The following is a 20,149-nucleotide window of genomic DNA, read 5'->3' as shown; positions in this document are numbered from 1 at the left end:
GCGCCAACATGGACGATAAGCGGCATTTCGCTCAAGACAGGGTGCAGAAAACACGTGATTTCGGGCAAAATGATGGCGCAACTGGTGCGGGATTGCATCATTTTCGACGCAAATCCGACGTGTATCTCAATGTGAGACCAAGATGTTGTGGTTCTGGTAAATTCAACCCCAAGAATGAGAACGGGGCCGCCTTGGCGACCCCGTTAGGTTGAGTATCCAAAGAATCGGCTCGGGCCTTACACCCAGGGGCGGGCCTGACTTGCGTGATCCTCGAATTTGTCGATGTGGTGGTCTTTCTCCATGGTCAGACCGATATCGTCCAGACCGTTCAGCAGACAGTGCTTGCGGTGCGGATCGATGTCGAATTCGATCACGACCCCATCCGAAGTGGTGATCTGCTGATCTTCCAGGTGCACGGTCATGCGGGCATTCTCACCCTTATGTGCGTCTTCCATCAGGATCGCGTGGTGTTCTTCTTCGACCACGATCGGCAGGATGCCGTTCTTGAAGCAGTTGTTGAAAAAGATGTCGGCAAAGCTGGTCGAGATCACGACCTTGATGCCGAAATCCTTGATCGCCCAGGGTGCGTGTTCGCGCGACGAGCCGCAGCCGAAATTGTCGCCGGCGACCAGAATTTCGGCCTCGCGATAGGCGGGTTTGTTCAGGACGAACTCTTCGTTCTCCTGCCCGTCATCATGATAGCGCATTTCATCAAACAGCACGACGCCAAGGCCGGACCGTTTGATGGTTTTCAGATGCACTTTGGGAATGATCATATCGGTGTCGATATTGATCAGTGGCATCGGGGCGGCCACCCCGTGGACTTTTTCAAACTTTTCCATGTCTGCACTCCTGCAGGAGAGGGCCGCGCCCGTATCCCGCGATTAAGCTTCTTTCGCTTCTGTTGTTTCGTCCTTGGGTGCGTTCTTGACGAAGAACGCCATGAACACCAATCCGAACCCGTTGAACAGCATCTCGATGCCCAGCAGGATACCCAGAAGGCTCAGCAAAGCTGCGGGTTCGCTGCTTGCATAAGACCAGATGATACCTGCGAGGATGATAGACAAGATGCCCGAGATCATCGTGGGCCAGAAAAACTGTGTTCCTTTCATCTGGAACGACAGAATGACCCGCGCGATGCCACCTGCCATGAACAGGATCAGCATCACGGTCGCCAGCGTCAGTGTTCCCTGAAGCGGATGATCCAGAAAGGACCAGCCCAGGAACAGCATGACCGCACCCATGATAAGTGACAGAATCTTGTTGCCTGTGCCTTCGACGGTGAAACCGCCGACCACTTGCATCGCGCCTGCAATCAGCAGCAGCGCACCGGTTACGACCGTTACGGCAAGCGAAGCCGCAATCGCATTGCCCAGCGCAAAGACGCCGAACGCAATTGATAGAAGCCCCAGCAGGAGCCATTTGACCCAGTCACTCATTTGTTCAATCCCTCAAATATCTAGATATGAGGGCACCTTACATCAATTCACGGACGTCTGTCAGCCGTCCCGTGATTGCCGCTGCGGCAGCCATTGCCGGGCTCAGCAGATGTGTGCGCCCGCCCCGGCCCTGACGGCCTTCGAAGTTGCGGTTCGAGGTGGCGGCACAGCGTTCGCCCGGTTGCAACTGGTCGGGGTTCATCGCCAGGCACATCGAACAGCCTGCCAGACGCCATTCGAACCCGGCCTCTTTGAAGATGTCGGCCAGGCCTTCTTCTTCGGCCTGGGCGCGGACCAGCCCCGAACCAGGCACGACCATGGCGCGCATCCCGTCCTTGATCTTCTTGCCTTTCAGGATTTCGGCCGCGGCACGCAGGTCTTCAATACGTCCGTTGGTGCAGGACCCGATAAAGACGGTGTCAATCTCGACATCGCTCAGCTTCTGACCGGCTTTCAGACCCATATACTCGATTGACCGGCGGGCCGCCTCGACCTTGCCGCCTTCGAAATCCTCGGGGTGCGGCACGGTTGCAGTGATCGGCAGAACATCCTCGGGGCTAGTGCCCCAGGTGACGACAGGCGCGATGTCTTCGCCACGAATCGTGACAACCTTGTCGAAATGCGCGCCTTCGTCGGTGTAGAGTGTTTTCCACCAATTCATCGCGGCTTCCCACTGCGCACCTTTCGGCGCATGCGGACGGCCTTTGACATATTCGAACGTGGTCTCATCCGGTGCAATCAGCCCTGCGCGTGCGCCGCCTTCGATGGCCATGTTGCAGACGGTCATGCGGCCTTCCATCGACAGGTTGCGGATGGCTTCACCGCAATACTCGATGACATAGCCGGTGCCGCCGGCGGTGCCGGTTTCGCCGATCACGGCCAGGGTGATATCCTTGGCGGTCACGCCCGGCTGCAATTTACCGGTGATTTCCACCTTCATGTTCTTGGATTTCTTCTGGATCAGGGTCTGCGTGGCCAGAACGTGTTCGACCTCGGACGTGCCGATGCCGTGGGCCAATGCGCCGAATGCGCCATGCGTGGCGGTATGGCTGTCGCCGCAGACGACGGTCATGCCCGGCAGGGTCCAGCCTTGTTCGGGGCCGACGATGTGCACGATGCCCTGACGGACGTCATTCACCGGGTAGTAGTGAATGCCGAAATCCCGGGCGTTTTTGTCCAGCGCTTCGACCTGAATGCGCGATTCCGGGTTTTCAATACCGTTCACCCGATCCGGTGTGGTCGGAACGTTGTGGTCCGGCACGGCAATGGTTTTTTCTGGGGCGCGCACTTTGCGGCCTGCCATGCGCAGGCCTTCGAACGCCTGCGGGCTGGTGACCTCGTGGACCAGATGGCGGTCGATATACAGCAGGCAGGTGCCATCATCGGCTTCGTGCGCGACATGGGCATCCCAGATCTTGTCATAGAGTGTTTTGGGGGACATGTGTCCTCTCCCGTATGTAATGAGAAATAGCTGGCGAGTTGGCTCAGGCGACGGGTAGGCGCGCCAGGACCGTGCGGGCAGCCCCAAAGAACCGTTCGCGCAGACGCGCGCGGTCTTCCAGATTCTGTTCTTGGGCCACATTGAGTCTCATGCGGTTCAGATATACCGCGCCTTTGCTGCAATCAAGGTTCAAAACCGGTGTCAGGCTTGCATCGCCCAGCATTGCTGTCCAAGCTGTCGAGCAGGAGGCGCGTATGAACCAAGACCTGATCCCCAGCTCGCTGACAGACCTTTACAACAACATGGTCGCGGGGTTCTCTTCCGAGCTTCAAGAACTGGTCGAGTTGGTGGTTACGCCGGGCTGGCGGCAGTATCAGTTGGTCATCATCCTTTTCCTTTGGGCGCTGGCTTTCCTTCTGAAAGTTCTGACACAGCCGCGATGGGATGCTTGGACGCGCGCACGCACCGGATGGCCGAAATGGCGGCTTCGCACCATGGTACAGCTGATGCAGCGGCTGACACTGGTCTATTTCGTGCTGCTGTCCTGGCTCTTGTACCTGGTAATGCAGCATGTCACCTGGCCGTCGCGCAGTTATCTCATTGGGATCATTGCAACTCTGGCAACTGCGTGGCTGGCGATTGCACTGGTGGCGAGGCTTGTCCGCAACCGGACGCTGCGACGGATATTCAAGTGGGCAATGTGGGTCTATGCAACGCTGGTTGCGTTGAATCTGACGGATGACGTGGCCGAATTCCTCGATGGGGTCGCGATTTCCGTCGGTGACCTGCATATTTCCTTGCTGGGCATTCTCAAGGCCATCCTGCTGATAGGGGTCCTGTTGACGTTGGCCCGCATCGGCACCCGCGCGGCCGAGCGTGGATTGCAGAGCAATGACGACATCACCCCGTCCATGCAGGTGTTGTTGGCCAAGGGAATTCAGGTGCTGCTGTATGGCGCGGTCTTTCTGGCTGCGATCCGCACGCTGGGCTTCGATCTGACCGGCATTGCGCTGTTGTCGGGCGCGATCGGCGTGGGCATCGGGTTCGGCCTGCAAAAAGTGGTGTCGAACCTCATATCGGGGATCATTATCCTGATGGATCGGTCGATCAAGCCAGGCGATGTGATCTCGCTGGGCGATACGTTCGGTTGGATCAATGCGCTGGGCGCACGCTATGTCTCGGTTGTCACGCGGGACGGGCGGGAATACCTGATCCCGAACGAGGACCTGATTACCAACCAGGTGGTGAACTGGTCGCATTCCGACAAATTCGTGCGGTTGGATCTGGATTTCGGCACCAGCTATGAGGATGACCCCCACAAAGTGCGGGCAACGGCGATCCGGGCTGTAAAGGCAGTGACCCGCGTATTGAGTGGCGGAAAACATGAACCGGTTTGCCATATCACCGGTTTTGGCGACAGCAGCGTGGATTACGTTCTGCGGTTCTGGATCAGCGATCCGACCAAAGGGCTGACCAATATCAGGGGCAATGTCTATCTTGCGCTGTGGGATGCGTTTCAGGATGAAGGCATCTCGATTCCCTTCCCGCAGCGCGAGGTTCGGCTTTTGTCGGAAAACGCAAACATGCAACAAATCGCAGAAGAGTGATCAACCCTGCGCGGGGCCGGACGCGCTTTCATTGAAATGTTGCATTCCCCTTGTTACCTTATTAGTACCCCGGCGCCGGGGTTTCACGGCGCGCAGCAAAGGAGGACTATGTCCTGTCACTACATACACAGGCGGGTTTGCCTGCCGAAGACGGGTCCCGTGTAATGGCCCACTCTCAGTCAATCAGCGACAAGCTGCTTGAGCGTATCCTTTCCTCACTTTCCGATGACAAGGCCGAAGACGTCGTGCAGATCAACCTGCAAGGCAAGTCGTCTGTCGCGGATCACATGGTCATTGCTTCGGGTCGGTCGACCCGTCAGGTCTCGGCCATGGCGGAAAAGCTGACGGATCGCATCAAGCAGGAATTCGGTTTCACCTCGAAGGTCGAAGGCAAGGATGCCGGCGATTGGGTGCTGATCGATACGGGCGACGTGATCGTCCATATCTTCCGCCCCGAAGTGCGCGAATTCTACCAGCTGGAAAAGATGTGGCTGCCCCAGGGCGGCAGCGCCTCGGCGAATTGAGGCGCCATCCCGGCCCGTATTGAGGGGCCGGAGGCGAGAGAGATATGCGTATCAGCATAGTTGCGGTCGGGCGATTGCGCGCCGGACCGGAGAAGTCCCTGCTTGATGATTACCTGACCCGCTTTGACCGGACCGGCCGTGGCCTGGGCCTTGGTCCCGCGCGGGTGATCGAGGTCGAGGACAAGAAAAACGCAGGCATGGGGGCCGAAGCCGCGTTGCTGCGCAAGGCGCTGCCCAAGGGCGCGGTGATCTGTACGCTGGACGAACGCGGGCGCGTGATGTCCTCGCCCGATTTTGCCAGGAAACTGGGTAGTTGGCGCGATGCGGGGCGGCAGGATCTGGCGCTGGTCATCGGCGGGGCCGACGGAATAGACCCTGCTTTGCGGGCCGAAGCCGACTTTTCCATCTCGTTCGGGTCGATGGTCTGGCCTCATATGCTGGTCCGTGTGATGCTGGCCGAGCAACTGTATCGGGCCGCGACCATTCTGTCAGGTGGCCCCTATCACCGGGTCTGACATGGCGCAGCTTCTGATCGTTTACCATTCGCGCACAGGCGGTGCCCGGCAGATGGCCGAAGCGGCGGCTGAATCGGCGCGGGCTGAGACCGAGGTTGAGCTTGTGCCTGCGGATCAGGCGGGGCCGGAGGATGTGCTGGCCGCCGACGGCTACATCTTCTGCGCGCCAGAGAATCTGGCGGCGATCTCGGGCTTGATGAAGGAATTCTTCGACCGCTGTTATTACCCGGTTCTGGGACAGATCGAAGGTCGCCCATATGCGCAGATGATTTGCGCCGGGTCGGACGGAGAGAATGCAGCCTGCCAGATCGCACGGATCGCCACTGGATGGCGGTTGAAAGAGGTCCAGTCGCCGCTGATTGTCTGCACGCACGCGCAAACGCCCGAGGCCATTCTGGCCCGAAAAACCATTCCGGAAGATCAGCTGGATCGGTGTCGCGAGATCGGCGCCGCGTTGGGTGCGGGCCTGGCCATGGGGATTTTCTGAAGGTCAGTTCAGTTCGACCAACGTCGTGTCTTCGTTCCAGCCATCCACATTGCACCGGGCCTGAATCTGCACCTGTGAAACGTTTTCCGGAATCACCACGCCGCCAAGCGAGCGGGTAAAAGGTTGTTCTGTCTCATGCGGGTGGTGCAGCACCCGCAGTCCCAGTTCATTCCCGTCCATGTCCAGAACGCGCCAGCCGTCGGCGTAATGATCCCAGCCTGTATCGGGATGCCGGATCGTCACGTCGAACCGCCATGTGTCACCGGTGGCACTGGCGCGGACCTGTTCGATTGTCGGCGGGTCGGCAAGGGCAGGTACAGCCAGAAGGGCGCTGAGAATCACATATCGCATGGTTCGAACCTAGGGTTTAATGCCGCGCTTGGGGATCACGTCTCTGTGTTCGACGTTTGGGCCATGAGGATCGCGCGGGAATGCGATGCAAACTCGCGGCGATACAGGACACCGAATGTGATCATCGTGCCCAACACCAATGCCATCGGTCCAAGAAACCACGCCAGCGAAGCAAGGGCGAAATAGGTGGCGCGAAGACCGCGGTTGAAGCTTCGGGCGGCGGTCACGCAGATCTCGGCCGCCTGACCGGCCCTAGGATAGGCGTTTGGGTCCTCAGGATCGTTGGGGACCGAGGCCATCAAAACGGCGCAATACCCAAAAAGACGATGGGCCCAGACGTATTTCAGAAAAGCATTGGCCAGCAGCAGGACAACCACAAGTATCTTGATTTCCCAGACCATCGCCGGTGCACTGCCGATGGCAAGATCCGTCGCCACCCCGGCCAATCGCTCGGTATTGCCCAACAGGGCCAGACCGCCCCCGATGGCAATCATCGTGGTTGAGGCGAAAAAGGTGCTGCCTTGCCGCATGGCAGCCACGACCTGCGCATCGAACATCCGTGGCTGGCGCGTCACCATCTCGTGCATCCAGTCGCGGCGGTAGCCATCCATCACAAGGGCGACGGACGGCTTCTGTGGTGACGGGTGTTCGATCTTCCATCCGATCCACAGCCACGCACCCAGCAATATTGCAATGGCAGCATAATCCAGAGGGGAAAATAGGGCGGCACGTTCGATCCAGGTCATGGCGCGACAGTACGACCGGACATCGGAACTTGCCAGAGTGGTAAATTGGTAATATTATTTTACCAAAGGGAGGGATGCCATGGAAATGCCAAAGCCAAGCCCGGACGTACTGAACCGGAAAAGCGCGATCGTTTCGCGGCTGTCGCGGGTTCTGCCAGATACGGCAATTATCCATGATCCGGCTGAAACCCGAGCCTATGAGTGCGATGCCCTGACGGCCTACAAGTGCCCTCCGATGCTGGCCGTGTTGCCGTCGAGCACGCAGGAAGTCTCGGACGTTTTGCGCATTTGCCATGAAGAGGGCGTGCCGGTCGTGCCGCGCGGTGCGGGTACGTCGCTGGCCGGTGGGGCATTGCCAACGGCTGATTGCGTCATTCTGGGCGTCGCGCGGATGAATGAGGTGCTGGAGGTTGACTATGACAATCGTTTCATCAGGGTGCAGACGGGCCGCACCAATCTGAGCGTCACCGGCGCGGTCGAGGAGGAGGATTTCTTTTATGCGCCTGATCCTTCCTCGCAACTGGCATGCGCCATTGCCGGCAATATCGCGATGAATTCAGGTGGCGCGCATTGCCTGAAATATGGCGTGACAACGAACAACCTTATGGGCGTGACCATGGTGATGATGGATGGCAGTGTCGTCGAGATCGGCGGCGCGCATCTGGATGCGCCCGGTCTGGACCTTTTGGGCGTCATTTGCGGCTCGGAAGGTCAGTTGGGCGTGGTGACCGAAGCAACACTGCGCATTCTGCGCAAACCCGAAGGCGCGCGGCCGGTTCTGATGGGGTTCGACGACAACGAAGTCGCGGGTCAGTGTGTTTCTGACATTATCAAATCGGGCATTCTGCCGGTCGCGATCGAGTTCATGGACACGCTGTGCATAAAAGCCTGCGAAAACTTTGCACACGCCGGATACCCCGATTGCCATGCGCTGTTGATTGTCGAAGTGGAAGGGTCGGAAGCCGAAATCGCCCATCAACTGTCGAAAATCATCGAGATCGCCAAGCGCCACAACCCGGTCGAGTTGCGAGAAAGCCAGTCAGCCGAAGAAAGCGCAAAAATCTGGCTTGGTCGGAAATCCGCATTCGGCGCCATGGGGCAGTTGAACGACTACATGTGCCTTGACGGTACGATCCCGGTGTCGGCCCTGCCGACGGTGCTGCGCCGTATCGGCGAGTTGAGTGAAGAATTCGGTCTGCCTGTCGGGAACGTTTTTCACGCAGGGGATGGGAACATGCATCCGTTGATCCTTTTCGATGCCAACAAACCGGGTGATCTGGAAAAATGCGAGGCATTCGGGGCCGAAATTCTGAAACTATGCGTGGACGAAGGCGGTTGTCTGACCGGTGAGCACGGCGTTGGCATCGAGAAGAGGGATCTCATGTCGCATCAATATGCGCCTGCCGATCTTGAAGCGCAGATGGCGGTCAAGGACGTTTTTGACCCCAAATGGCTGCTGAACCCTGCCAAGGTGTTTCCACTGAACGTTTCGGAAACCCGCCGCCACGCGCAGATTGCTGCCGGATAACAGGCTCTAATAACGGATTTTGCCATGAAACCTGAATCAGAATCTGAACTGGCCGACATGGTGACCGGATTGAAAGACCCTGTTCGCATCGTCGGTGGCGGAACGCGCGCGGTCACCGGTCCCGACGCGAATATCGAAACCGGGGCTCTGCGTGGCATTTCGCTTTACGAACCCGGAGCACTTACTCTTGTGGCCAAGGCCGGGACACCATTGGCAGAGATCCAGGCCGTGCTGGAAGCGGAAGGTCAGCAACTGGCGTTTGAGCCGATGGATCACCGCAGTTTGCTTGATACTCAAGGTGAACCAACGATCGGCGGTGTCGTCGCGGCCAATATCTCGGGCCCGCGGCGGATTCAGGTCGGCGCCTGCCGTGATTTCCTGCTGGGTGTGCGTTTCGTCGACGGGCGCGGGCAGGTGGTCAAGAATGGTGGGCGAGTTATGAAAAACGTCACCGGTTATGATCTCGTTAAATTGATGGGTGGGTCTTGGGGAACACTGGGAATTCTGACCGAAGTGTCGTTGAAGGTGCTGCCCAAGCCGGAAAGAGTGGCGACTTTGTCCGTCGCCGTTCGGGATGCCGGCAGCGCGGTGAAAATTCTTTCCGCTGCGTTGAAATCACCCTTTGAAGTGACTGGTGCCGCCTATGACCCGGCGGGTGGAAATGCCCTGCTTAGGGTTGAGGGATTTGCAGAGTCGGTGACGTACAGGATCGGTCGGTTGACCGCCTTACTGGCAGATTTTGGTGAGGTGACAGACGAGGGAGACGCCACAGCGCTTTGGACCGGGATCCGCGACGTTCACCCATTTCAGGGCACGGACGGGGACGTCTGGCGGCTTTCGGTAAAACCGGGTGACGCGGCGGAGATTTCGGCGCGCGCCGAAGCGGATCAAACGCTGTTTGATTGGGGCGGTGGTCTTGTCTGGCTGCGGGTCCCGGCTGGCACGGATGTGCGTGGCCGGCTTGGTGCGTTTTCGGGTCATGCCACTTTGGTACGATCCGACCACGAAACGATCAGAAAACTGGGGCGATTTCATCCGGAACCCACATCAATATCGGCTCTGACAAAGGGCTTGCGTGCGAGATTTGATCCTCGGGGTTTGTTCAACCCGGGGCTGATGGGATAGGGCGATGCAGACAACATTCACGGATGAGCAATTGCAAGACCCGGCAATCCAGCGCTCGAACGAGATTCTGCGAAACTGCGTCCATTGCGGATTTTGCACGGCCACGTGTCCGACATATCAGGTGCTGGGAGACGAGCTCGACAGTCCGCGTGGGCGCATCTACCTGATCAAGGACATGCTGGAAAACGAGCGTGTGCCCGACGAAAAGACGGTCAAGCACATCGACCGCTGCCTGTCCTGTCTGGCCTGCATGACCACCTGCCCGTCAGGTGTGCATTATATGCATCTGGTCGATCACGCGCGCGAATATATCGAGGCCAACTACAAGCGCCCGCTGACGGATCGTGCGTTGCGCTGGGTTCTGGCACAGATCCTGCCTTATCCGATGCGGTTCCGTTGGGCCCTGATCGGGGCCAGGCTGGGCCGTCCTTTCCGGTTCCTGATGCCTGATGCCCGGCTGCGCGCGATGTTGGAGATGGCGCCCAAGCATATCCCGCCTGTCAGCCGCAACGATGATCCGCAGAGTTTTGCGCCCGGCGGCGAACGAAAAATGCGGGTGGCGCTTATGACGGGCTGCGCGCAAAGGGCGCTGAACACCGATATCAATGACGCCACGATCCGCCTGCTGACTCGATTGGGGTGCGAGGTCGTGATCGCCGAAGGTGCCGGGTGTTGCGGAGCTTTGACCCATCACATGGGCAAGGTGCAAGACAGTCATATGGCGGCAAAAGCCAATATCAGAGCCTGGAAACGGGAAATGGACGGTGATGGGTTGGACGCCATAGTCATCAATACCTCCGGCTGTGGCACCACCGTGAAAGATTATGGACACATGTTTAGCAATAACCCGCTAGCCGAAGATGCGGCGCGTGTGTCTGCAATCGCCATGGATGTCAGTGAACTTCTGATTCAGCTGGACCTGCCGGCGGGGGAAAACCAAAACCTGACCGTCGCCTATCATGCGGCCTGTTCATTGCAGCATGGGCAGAAGATCAAATCCTATCCCAAAGACTTGCTTAAACACGCGGGTTTCAAGGTCGTCGAACCCGCCGACAGTCATTTGTGCTGCGGCAGCGCGGGAACGTACAACCTGATGCAGCCGGACATATCAGGCCAGTTGAAACAGCGAAAAGTTAGAACTCTTGAGGCGAAAAAGCCTGATATCATTGCTGCCGGCAATATCGGGTGCATGATGCAGATCGGTTCTGGTACGCAACTGCCGATCGTTCACACGGTAGAGTTGCTGGACTGGGCGACCGGCGGACCAAAGCCACCGGCCTTGCAGGGAACAGGGAACCCGGTTCCCGTCTTGCGGTGAATCATGCTGATGCCAGCGCGCATCATTTCCCAGGGAAATACTTTTGGTGCATGATCGCCCTATTTTCGCCCAACGCGGCACGTAGGACAAAAGCTTCGAAGTGAGTCTCGGAGAACCTCGTGCGTAACTGGATCAAGGCGATCGTGCTCTGTGTCTTGCCATTGGCGGCCACGGCGCAGGACACTAGGCTGGAAAGCCTGGATACGTCTGATTCCGGGCGCGAGTGGATGGCTGTCGGGCGGTTGGATATCGCCGGCGCAGGGTTTTGCACCGGAACGCTGGTGTCGCCGACGCTTGTACTGACAGCGGCGCATTGCCTGTTCGACAAAAGATCAGGACAACGGATCAACCCCGAGGATATCGAGTTTCTGGCCGGGTGGCGTTTGGGACGTGCGTTGGCCTATCGGACCGCGCGCCAGGCTGTGATCCATCCGGACTACCAATATGGCGTCGATTCTACGGCCGACCGGGTAAGCGCGGACGTGGCTTTGATCGAGCTGTGGCAGCCGATCCGTAATACCGCCGTCATTCCATTTGAGTCGGGCGATCAGCCCAAACGTGGCGCTGAAGTGGGCGTTGTGTCTTATGCGCATGACCGGTCAGAAGCTCCGTCGCTGCAACAGGTCTGCTCGGTCATGAACCGGCAGGCCGGGGTTATGGTCATGTCCTGCGACGTTGATTTCGGGTCTTCGGGGGCACCCGTTTTTTCTTTCACGGGCGCGCGCCCTCAGATCGTATCGGTGGTTGCGGCCAAGGCCAGTATGGACGGCCAGAGTGTTGCAATTGGAACCGCGGTTGAGCATTCGCTGCAATTGCTGCGTGACGAACTTTCTGCAGGGCGGGGATTTGGGCTTTCCTCGTCCGGATCGGGAACGAACAAGAACATAGGCGCAAGGTTCATTCGACCATGATGAGAGTCTTCTGGAGCTTGTTATTGGGCCTGAGCGTCTTGGCAACAGCGCCGCAAGCACAATCCAACAAGCGCAAGCTGACCGACCGGGATGACCTTTATGGTTGGGAGGCTATCGGTCGGCTGGATGTCCGCGATGCCTCGTATTGCACCGGCACGTTGATCGCGCAGGACATGGTGCTGACCGCAGCCCATTGTGCGGTGGATCGTCGTACCGGGAAGACTTATGTGCCCGAAGACATCACGTTTCGTGCAGGCCTTAGCAACGGCAACGCTTTGGCCGAGCGTCAGGTCACGCAAATCGCCCTTCATCCCAGCTATGGGGCGCAGAACCCGCTGTCGCACGAAGGTGTCCAGTTGGACGTGGCCCTGATGCGGCTGAACGAGCCTATCCCGTATTCGGTCGCCGACCCTTTTGCGCTGCACAGCGGCCGTGTTCCGGGCAACGAGATCAGCATTGCCTCGTATGGGCGCGGACGGTCCGAGGCGATCACCCGAGAACGGTCGTGCCGTATCATCGACCGCAGGCAGGGTCTGATCACCTTTGATTGCGACATTACTTTCGGGTCTTCCGGGTCTGCAATTCTGGCGAAAAACGGTGCGCGCTGGCAGATCCTGTCTGTGGTATCGGCGGTAGGCACGAACGGCCGCAGAAAGGTGGGGTTTGGCATGGAGCTTGACGGGATCGTCGCCGAGCTAAAGGCCATCATGCGGCGCGATGCACCCCAGCCCAAGGCGTCGATCCGCCGATTGCAGGTCGGGTCCGGTAAGTCAGGATCTGGTGCGAAATTCATCAGTTCTGGCGGGGGTTGAACTCGGCGAAATCGCTACCCATGTGATGTGTATCGGACCGCCACAACGGGGTCCGGTACCTGAAATCGCCCGTCCAGTCGGAGGGCACTTATTGCAAATCGCTCAAGAATGAGGATATGACACATGCGTACGTTTGATTTTGCACCGCTGCACCGCGCCACCATTGGCTTTGACCAGATCGCCGACATGATGGATCGCGTTCTGACCAACGATGGGGCTCAGCCCAGCTATCCACCCTACAACATCGAAAAAACCGATGTCGACACCTACCGGATTTCGGTGGCCGTTGCCGGTTTTTCGGAAAACGACCTGACCGTGGAAGTGAAAGAAAATTCACTTGTCGTGGCAGGTAAAAAAGCCGCCGAAGACAAAGAGCGCACCTATTTGCACCGTGGCATCGCCACCCGCGCGTTCGAGCGTCGGTTTGCCCTGGCGGATCATGTCCGCGTCACCGGTGCGAGCCATGAAAACGGCATGCTGAACATCGAACTGAAGCGCGAGGTTCCAGAGGCCCTGAAACCGCGCCGGATCGAGATCACCTCGGCCAAAGCCATCGAGAAGGATGTGGTGGACGCCAAAGCCGTGAACTGAGGCTTCTGAATATCCCGCGGCAGTTCACTCCTCCCGGACTGCCGCAACACACGCCCCGCGTTCCTCCAGACGCGGGGCGTTGTGTTTTGGGCGTGTGCGAAAACTGGTTCCCAGCAAATTATCCGCCTGATAGTCTTCGGTATTATGGAAAGCCGACCAAAACGTCGACTAGCAGCTATCCTGGCAGCCGACATCGCCGGCTACTCAAGATTGGTTGGTCTGGACGAAGAAGGTACCATCGCAAGGCTTCGCCTGATCCGCAGCGAAGTCATAGAGCCGGCGATCGCCCGGCATTCAGGGCGCATCGCGAACACTGCGGGAGACAGCTTTGTGATCGAATTTCGCAGCGCCGTCGATGCGGTTCACGCTGCCGTGGAAATTCAGGCCGACCTTGCAAAGAGAAACGCGGGTACCGATCAAGATAGCGTCATCACGTTTCGGATCGGCCTGAATGTCGGCGATGTGGTTTCGAACGGGGATGACATCCTTGGCGACGGGGTGAACGTTGCCGCGCGGCTCGAGGCACTGGCAGATCCCGGTGGTATCATTGTTTCACAATCCATCGTCGATTATGCGCGCAACAAAGTGCCCTATGGTTTTGCCCCGATCGGGCCACAGAACGTCAAGAACATCGCAGACCCAGTTCAGGCCTTTCGCGTAGAAGCGGAAATTTTGCCTTCACCGCGAAAAAGCCGCACACTGAGGAAATCCCGCTGGCTGCCGCTGGCGGCTCTGCTCGTGATGTTGGCGGCTGTTGGGCTTTTTCTGACGAAACCGTGGAAGACTGGCCAATTGCGCGCCTCAGAGGCGCAGATGGTTTACCCTTTGCCGGATCTACCTTCCATCGCAGTGTTGCCGATTGCGAATTACACCGATGACGCATCCAAGGAAATGCTGATCAACGGTATCTCTGAGGATTTGATCACGGACCTGTCCCGAATATCCGGATTGTTCGTCATCGCCGGCAATTCATCCTTCGCATACCGCGACAGGAACATAGATATCGCTCGTTTCGCCGAAGAACTTGGGGTTCGCTACGTCGTTGACGGCAGCGTGCGACGTGCGGATGAAGATTTCCGGATCAACATTCGCCTGACCGACACATTGAACGGGCGATTGATCTGGGCGGACAGGTTTGATGGCGCGATTGATGACATCTTTGAAGTGCAGAAAACCATTGTTCTCGCAATTGCTCAGGAGCTGGATCTTCCGCTCGACCCTCAAAGCCGGCAAGCCATCGAAAGCGTGGAAACCCAGACCATTGCAGCACGCGAGGCCTTCCAGCGCGGGTGGGAGTTGTATTCGCAGTTCAACGAACAGGACAACCTTGCGGCAATTCCCCATTTTGAAAAGGCCGTGGAATTGGACCCGGATTATGGGCGTGCCTGGGCGACGCTTGCCCTGGCGCATTTGCGACCGCACATCTTTCATCATTGGAATGGGTTTGCAGAGTCAGGCGCGCAAATGCATATCGGCCTGTTTTACAGATATTACCGGGATGTGATGGAGCAGGACACCGCCCTGGCGCACGTTATCCGGGCTATTGTCAGTCTCAACCTTCCGGATTGGGACAGTAACCTACGGGTAGGTCGGGGGACGGAAGAAGCCAGACGAGAAGCAGCGAAAGCCATCGCGCTGCAACCCAGCGACCCCGAGGCGCATCTGACGATGGGATGGGCGCTGATTGCAGCCGGTGAGCCCGAGGAAGGATTGGCCTTTGTACAGGCCGCGACCCGGCTGGATCCCAATTATCCCAGCCACTACGCGCTGTTTGAAGCGGCGGCTCTTTACGCATTGAATGACCTGACGGGTGCGGCAGATGTGATCGAGAAAGAGTTGAACAGAAATCCGCAGGCAACTGAACTGATGCCATTTGCAGCCTCGGTTCTGGCCCTGAATGGAGATCGACGTGCGGGCAGGGCCATCATCGACCGATGGCAAAAGGGCAAGCATGCCGGTGTCATACAGGACGCTGTTCAGAATTACTTTTTCATCATCCGCTGGGTCGGAGAAAACCAGCATCTGAACGCCCGGCTGAACGATGGGCTTCGTCTGGCGGCGCTGCCTCCGGAAAAAACCATAGCAAGTCTGAGGGCAGATCTGTCACGGGGGGATGCAAAAGATCAGAGGGCGGCAGCCCAATCACTGGCCCTGTTTGGTCCAGATGCACAGCCAGCGGTGCCGGAATTGATCGCGCTTCTTGAAAGCCCGTCGGTGTTTGTCCGGAAAGAGGCAGCAATTGCATTGGGGAAAATAGGTGGCGCGGCGTCGTCTGCATTGCCCGCGCTGGAAGCCATGGTGGACGGTTCGTTACAGGGAAAGTTCGCGACCCGTGCAATTGAACAAATCCGCGACAAATCCGCAGACTAGCCGTGTCACCGTCGATTGGGCCGCCGCTATACATTTGTTTGTACAACGACGCGATTGCGTTTCCTGATGCGAGGTCTCTGCCCGCCGCAATGGGACAGAGACCGTTGTTGGATCAGACCGACATGCAGACGTATTTCATTTCCAGATAGTCTTCCATGCCGTGATGGCTGCCTTCGCGGCCCAGACCGGATTGCTTGACGCCGCCGAACGGGCCCAGCTCGGTCGAGATGATGCCGGTGTTCACGCCGACGATGCCGTATTCCAGCGCCTCGGCCACCTTGTAGACGCGGCTCAGGTCCTTGGCATAGAAATACGAGGCCAGACCAAAAATCGTATCATTGGCCATGGCGATCACGTCGTCTTCGTCTTCGAACTTGAACAGCGGGGCCAGCGGGCCAAAGGTTTCGTCCTGCGCCACCAGCATGTCCTGCGTCACGCCGGTCACGATGGTTGGCTGGAAGAACGTGCCGCCCAGATCATGAGGCAGACCACCAGTCAGAACCTCGCCGCCCTTGTCGGTCACGTCCTTGATATGTTCCTCGACCTTGGCGACCGCGTCGGCGTTGATCAGCGGGCCGGTGGTGGTGCCTTCGGTCAAGCCGTCGCCGATCTTGAGTGCCTCTACTGCCGTTTTCAGTTTGGCCGCGAATGCGTCATAGACGCCGGCCTGCACATAGATACGGTTCGCGCAGACACAGGTCTGGCCATTGTTGCGGAACTTGCACAGCATCGCGCCTTCGACGGCGGCATCCAGATCGGCGTCGTCGAACACGATGAACGGTGCGTTGCCGCCCAGCTCCATCGAACATTTCATGACCTGATCGGCTGCCTGGCGCAGCAGGATGCGGCCCACTTCGGTCGATCCGGTAAAGGTCAGCTTGCGCACACCGGGGTTTTCACAGAACTCCTTGCCGATCTCGCTGGCTTGTGACGAGGGCACCACGTTGAACACGCCCGCAGGTACGCCGGCCTGTTCCGCCAGCAGCGCCAGTACCAGCGCCGACAGGGGCGTTTCGGTGGCCGGGCGCGCCACAAAGGCGCAGCCAGCGGCCAAAGCCGGGCCTGCCTTGCGGGTGATCATCGCGTTGGGGAAGTTCCAGGGCGTGATCGAGGCCGCAACGCCGATCGGCTGCTTCATCACCATGATCCGCTTGTCGCGCTGATGGCCGGGAATGGTCTCGCCATAGACGCGTTTGGCCTCTTCACCGAAGAACTCGATGAAAGACGCGCCATAGCCGATCTCACCGATGGCTTCGGCCAGGGGTTTGCCCTGTTCAGCGGTCAGGATCTTGCCCAGATCCTCGGCGTTTTCCATCATCAGATCGAACCAGCGCCGCAGGATGGCTGCACGTTCCTTGCCGGTCAGCTTGGCCCATTCTTTCTGCGCGGCTTCGGCCTGTGCGATTGCTCCGGCGACCTGAGCGCGGCTGACGTCTGCCACCTCGGCGACCACATCGCCCCGAGCGGGGTTGGTGACTTTGAACGTGCCATTGTCACCGTCTACCCAGTGACCGCCGATATAGGCTTTGGTTACAAGCAATTCGGGGTTCTTCAGGATTGACTTCAGATCGGTCGTTGCGTCCAGCATGATAAGCCTCCGGCGTGAATTGGGTTGCGCGCACCCAATCAGGTGATGTCTCAATTGTCTATGGCCACTCTGGATGTGGAATCAATCCAGATTTGATCAAAAAAATACTTAACAAGTTAATTTAATCGAGTCACCCGAAATCTGCGCGTTTCATTGGCCGGTCTCGCCTTTCTTTTTGCCAAGGAGTTTGCCAAAGTCTGGGTGAATTTTGAGACCCAGGGGATGTAAATCAGTGTAACATTCCCTATCTTATTGGGTAATAGAAGAAAAAAGGGATAGAAGCGATGTCGAACCAGCAATTCGAAGCGTTGATAGAAGAGACTCAAGCCAAAGTGCGCGAAAGCCAGTCTCAGATCGAAGGGCTGACCTCGCGCATTGAAGCGGCCCGCGCCAAGATCGGCACTGCCGAGGCCGATATCGACATCGAAAACGCCACGCTCGAGGATGTGCACGCCCATACCGAGGTGATGAACGCCAATATCGCCGAACTGATCATGGGGCTGGACGACGTCACCAGCGCGTTTTCCAAGGATTTTGACGAGATGCGCTCGAAAACCGGGTGGGAGTCGTTTGTCGGCATCTTCTCGAAAGGTAAATCCGAGTCGATGCGGCAGGAGCGGATGCGCACCGCCAATATCGACGACAAGCTGCAAGACCTGATCGCCAAATCCGACGTGATCGTCAAACTGCTGCAAGGGCAACTGTCCGTGCTGGAGGAACAGCGCGTCAAGGTTGAGGACAACCTGACCGTCACGCTGGACGACCGCGAGGCGACCGTGGCGGAACTCGAGGCGCTGCGCGCCGAGATTCAGGGTATGGATCCGACGATCATCACGCTGGAAAACAAGATCAGCGTCGAACAGGACGCCGCCGCGCGCACCCAGCTGGAAACCGAACTGGCCGAGTTGAACAAACAATACAACGCCAAGGTTCAGGAAGAACAGGTCAAGTTGGCCAAATCCCAAACGCTGGAGCGTTACATCGAAAAGGGCAAAACCTGGGTCGATTCACTGCAAAACCAGGCGGCGACGCAGATGGTGCTGATCAACAAGCTGCAAACAGACACGCAACAGCGCGTGGTGCTGTATGACGCCCTGACCAAATCGCTGAAAACTGCGCAGCAGCAGGACGTGGCCCACCGCATCAACGAGATCGGCGTGCAGACCGACCAGGAGGCTCAGACGGCAATGGCCGCCATCGGCACCGCGACCAACCAGAAAATGGCCGACATGCTCGAGGCGCACGAGGACCACATGGTCTTTGCCCGCGACGTGCTGGAGAAAAAGGCCAAGGCGGATGAGCGCTTTGCCCGCCGGTTTGCCTCGATTGTCGAGAAGCATGACAAGAATTTATATCGTGGGTGAACAGGCCAGCGGGTCCAACGTGATAAAAGACGTACTTATTCTGCTCCTCAAAATGCTAGCGATGTACGGGTGTATTGTTGGGGCGATGCTAATCGTATTCGTAGCAACCAGAAGGATTTTAAGCGCGCACGATCTATTGTTTCAGATGGTGGGTTTGTCTGTCGTGCTCGGTAGCTTTTACTGTCTTTTGTATTCGTTGAAGATACTCAAAGAAGAAATGCTCAAAATCGAAAAGAAACATCGACCTTGGCTTTTCGACAGATTTGGGAACCGTTTATGAACGACCCCACCCTAGACCATGTCGGCCTGACCGACACCTTCGCCTCACGCCGCTATTTCCGCAAATTTGAGGTCATCACCGTCCACCTTCTGCGCGTGGCGGCGACGATGGAGGCCGAGGGGGCGATCAGCAAACAAGAGGTGCAGATCGTGTCGCGCTACCTCTCGGGGTTGCTCTACACCTTCCGTGCGCTCAGCATGAAATACCTGCTGGTGGGGCGCGATACGGGGCGGTTCTTTGGCAGCCTCGCCATGGACAAGCGCGACAGCGGGTTTCCGGTGGCGGCCGAGTTGTTGACCATGGCCAATGACGCGCAGCAGGCGCAGGTGCATCTGGCGAACATGCCCTCGGAAGAGGATCTGAAAACCGACATGGTGCGGACAATTATTGGCGACCGGGAGATTCCCACCAAGCTGCAATTCGCGCTGTCCCAAAGGCTCTATTACGAGGAATTGTTGAAAGGTCAGCTGTTCTGGGCCCGCAACGATCCCGAATGCCACTGGATCGGGAATGAGGGCGAGCGGCGCAAGTTCCTGATCCACTGGGCGGTCTATGACAGCCAGATCAACCTGCCCGTCATCTATCTGATGCAGTTGGAGGACAGCGGCAAAACTGCCCTGCCCAAGGATCAACGCCGCTGGCCCGAGGTACAGGCGCATCTGATGGCGCAAAGCTTGGGCGGGCTGAAACTGGTGACGATCGCCAAGGGGTTCGATCAGGATTTCGACGACCTGCACCCCAAACGCATGCGCCGCATCCATGTGGGCCCGATGTATTCCTCGGCCTATACCGAGCAATCCGGCCCCCTGCGGCAGGTGTTGGAGGACGCACAGGCGCCCGAAGGTCAGGATTGGGCGCTGGCCTGGACCACCGAGGAACTGGAAAGCGAAGAGGTGATCGAAGAACGCGCCGGTTGGTTTTCTACCGTCGAACGCGAGGTCTTTGCACTGGACCCGTTCGGCGGGCAGGGGGCCGAGACTGGGGCTACGCGCACCCAGCGGTCGATCATCCTGCCCCAGCGGCCGTTTCAGGTGCTGGCCGAGCGCAACCCGCCAGGCTTTGCCGATGTGCGCAAGTTCGTCGTCAGCAAGACCGGGCAGGTGCTGAGATATTGAATTTTTCGCCTCCGACGGGAGAATTTTTGAAAAGATG

The 20,149-nt window shown here is 58.2% G+C and carries 20 protein-coding genes; 13 read left to right on the top strand and 7 right to left on the bottom strand.

From position 1 onward, the window contains the following. Window positions 1-236: 236 nt before the first annotated feature. From leuD to GOW56_RS15215, 4 genes are read right to left on the bottom strand one after another with little or no spacing between them, the layout of a single operon-like run. Entirely contained in the window at window positions 237-842 is a 606-nt protein-coding gene (gene leuD, locus GOW56_RS15230; protein WP_171206408.1) for a 3-isopropylmalate dehydratase small subunit, read from the bottom strand. A gap of 42 nt (window positions 843-884) precedes the next feature. After that, window positions 885-1,439 carry an HdeD family acid-resistance protein gene (locus GOW56_RS15225; protein WP_152459722.1) on the bottom strand — a complete coding sequence of 185 codons (555 nt, stop codon included), beginning with the start codon at window positions 1,437-1,439 and terminating at the stop codon, window positions 885-887. 37 nt (window positions 1,440-1,476) lie between these two features. Then, window positions 1,477-2,880: a 3-isopropylmalate dehydratase large subunit gene (leuC, locus tag GOW56_RS15220; RefSeq protein ID WP_152459723.1), complete on the bottom strand. Its 1,404-nt coding sequence runs from the start codon at window positions 2,878-2,880 to the stop codon at window positions 1,477-1,479. A gap of 43 nt (window positions 2,881-2,923) precedes the next feature. Beyond that, complete coding sequence (locus tag GOW56_RS15215) at window positions 2,924-3,019, bottom strand: isopropylmalate isomerase (RefSeq protein ID WP_224857982.1); 96 nt, start codon at window positions 3,017-3,019, stop codon at window positions 2,924-2,926. A gap of 115 nt (window positions 3,020-3,134) precedes the next feature. On the opposite strand from GOW56_RS15215, the gene GOW56_RS15210 reads away from it, so the two are divergent. The 4 genes from GOW56_RS15210 (at window position 3,135) to GOW56_RS15195 (ending at window position 6,013) form a co-directional block, all read left to right on the top strand. After that, a complete protein-coding gene (locus GOW56_RS15210) occupies window positions 3,135-4,487 on the top strand; it encodes a mechanosensitive ion channel family protein (RefSeq protein WP_171206407.1) in 1,353 nt (450 codons plus the stop codon). 164 nt (window positions 4,488-4,651) lie between these two features. After that, complete coding sequence (rsfS, locus tag GOW56_RS15205; protein ID WP_058276550.1) at window positions 4,652-5,011, top strand: ribosome silencing factor; 360 nt, start codon at window positions 4,652-4,654, stop codon at window positions 5,009-5,011. Between the two features lie 44 nt (window positions 5,012-5,055). After that, a complete protein-coding gene (gene rlmH, locus GOW56_RS15200) occupies window positions 5,056-5,526 on the top strand; it encodes a 23S rRNA (pseudouridine(1915)-N(3))-methyltransferase RlmH (RefSeq protein ID WP_171206406.1) in 471 nt (156 codons plus the stop codon). Between the two features lies 1 nt (window position 5,527). After that, on the top strand, window positions 5,528-6,013 hold the full coding sequence (locus GOW56_RS15195; RefSeq protein WP_171206405.1) for a flavodoxin family protein: 486 nt from the start codon (window positions 5,528-5,530) through the stop codon (window positions 6,011-6,013). Between the two features lie 3 nt (window positions 6,014-6,016). Here GOW56_RS15195 and GOW56_RS15190 read toward each other — a convergent pair whose 3' ends face one another. After that, entirely contained in the window at window positions 6,017-6,364 is a 348-nt protein-coding gene (locus GOW56_RS15190) for a hypothetical protein (protein WP_171206404.1), read from the bottom strand. 35 nt (window positions 6,365-6,399) lie between these two features. Beyond that, a complete protein-coding gene (locus tag GOW56_RS15185; RefSeq protein ID WP_152459727.1) occupies window positions 6,400-7,110 on the bottom strand; it encodes a DUF599 domain-containing protein in 711 nt (236 codons plus the stop codon). A gap of 79 nt (window positions 7,111-7,189) precedes the next feature. Here GOW56_RS15185 and GOW56_RS15180 point away from each other — a divergent pair, with 79 nt between their 5' ends. From GOW56_RS15180 to GOW56_RS15150, 7 genes are all read left to right on the top strand, one after another. After that, window positions 7,190-8,638, top strand: a complete 1,449-nt coding sequence (locus GOW56_RS15180) for an FAD-linked oxidase C-terminal domain-containing protein (RefSeq protein ID WP_171206403.1) — start codon at window positions 7,190-7,192, stop codon at window positions 8,636-8,638. A 24-nt stretch (window positions 8,639-8,662) separates the two neighbouring features. Further along, window positions 8,663-9,763 carry an FAD-binding protein gene (locus GOW56_RS15175; RefSeq protein WP_171206402.1) on the top strand — a complete coding sequence of 367 codons (1,101 nt, stop codon included), beginning with the start codon at window positions 8,663-8,665 and terminating at the stop codon, window positions 9,761-9,763. A 4-nt stretch (window positions 9,764-9,767) separates the two neighbouring features. Further along, window positions 9,768-11,081 (top strand): glycolate oxidase subunit GlcF, encoded by a 1,314-nt coding sequence (gene glcF, locus GOW56_RS15170; protein WP_171206401.1) that lies wholly within the window; start codon window positions 9,768-9,770, stop codon window positions 11,079-11,081. A 119-nt stretch (window positions 11,082-11,200) separates the two neighbouring features. Beyond that, window positions 11,201-11,992: a trypsin-like peptidase domain-containing protein gene (locus GOW56_RS15165; RefSeq protein ID WP_171206400.1), complete on the top strand. Its 792-nt coding sequence runs from the start codon at window positions 11,201-11,203 to the stop codon at window positions 11,990-11,992. Further along, a complete protein-coding gene (locus GOW56_RS15160) occupies window positions 11,989-12,804 on the top strand; it encodes a serine protease (RefSeq protein ID WP_171206399.1) in 816 nt (271 codons plus the stop codon). The genes GOW56_RS15165 and GOW56_RS15160 overlap by 4 nt, the downstream gene beginning before the upstream one ends. 123 nt (window positions 12,805-12,927) lie before the next feature. Then, window positions 12,928-13,395, top strand: a complete 468-nt coding sequence (locus tag GOW56_RS15155) for an Hsp20 family protein (protein ID WP_152459732.1) — start codon at window positions 12,928-12,930, stop codon at window positions 13,393-13,395. Between the two features lie 144 nt (window positions 13,396-13,539). Then, the gene (locus tag GOW56_RS15150) at window positions 13,540-15,765 is read left to right on the top strand and encodes a tetratricopeptide repeat protein (RefSeq protein ID WP_171206398.1); all 2,226 of its coding nucleotides are present in this window, start codon (window positions 13,540-13,542) and stop codon (window positions 15,763-15,765) included. Between the two features lie 112 nt (window positions 15,766-15,877). Here GOW56_RS15150 and GOW56_RS15145 read toward each other — a convergent pair whose 3' ends face one another. Continuing rightward, entirely contained in the window at window positions 15,878-17,353 is a 1,476-nt protein-coding gene (locus GOW56_RS15145; protein ID WP_171206397.1) for an NAD-dependent succinate-semialdehyde dehydrogenase, read from the bottom strand. Between the two features lie 284 nt (window positions 17,354-17,637). Between GOW56_RS15145 and GOW56_RS15140 the strand changes: the two genes are divergently transcribed. Together GOW56_RS15140 and GOW56_RS15135 are read left to right on the top strand one after the other, a co-directional pair. After that, window positions 17,638-18,717, top strand: a complete 1,080-nt coding sequence (locus tag GOW56_RS15140; RefSeq protein ID WP_171171832.1) for a hypothetical protein — start codon at window positions 17,638-17,640, stop codon at window positions 18,715-18,717. 276 nt (window positions 18,718-18,993) lie between these two features. Further along, window positions 18,994-20,112 carry a hypothetical protein gene (locus GOW56_RS15135; protein WP_171206396.1) on the top strand — a complete coding sequence of 373 codons (1,119 nt, stop codon included), beginning with the start codon at window positions 18,994-18,996 and terminating at the stop codon, window positions 20,110-20,112. Window positions 20,113-20,149: the final 37 nt, after the last annotated feature.

This window comes from Ruegeria sp. HKCCA0235A, assembly GCF_013033235.1.
Classification (GTDB): Bacteria; Pseudomonadota; Alphaproteobacteria; order Rhodobacterales; family Rhodobacteraceae; genus Ruegeria.
This window is presented reverse-complemented; position numbering and strand designations above follow the sequence as displayed.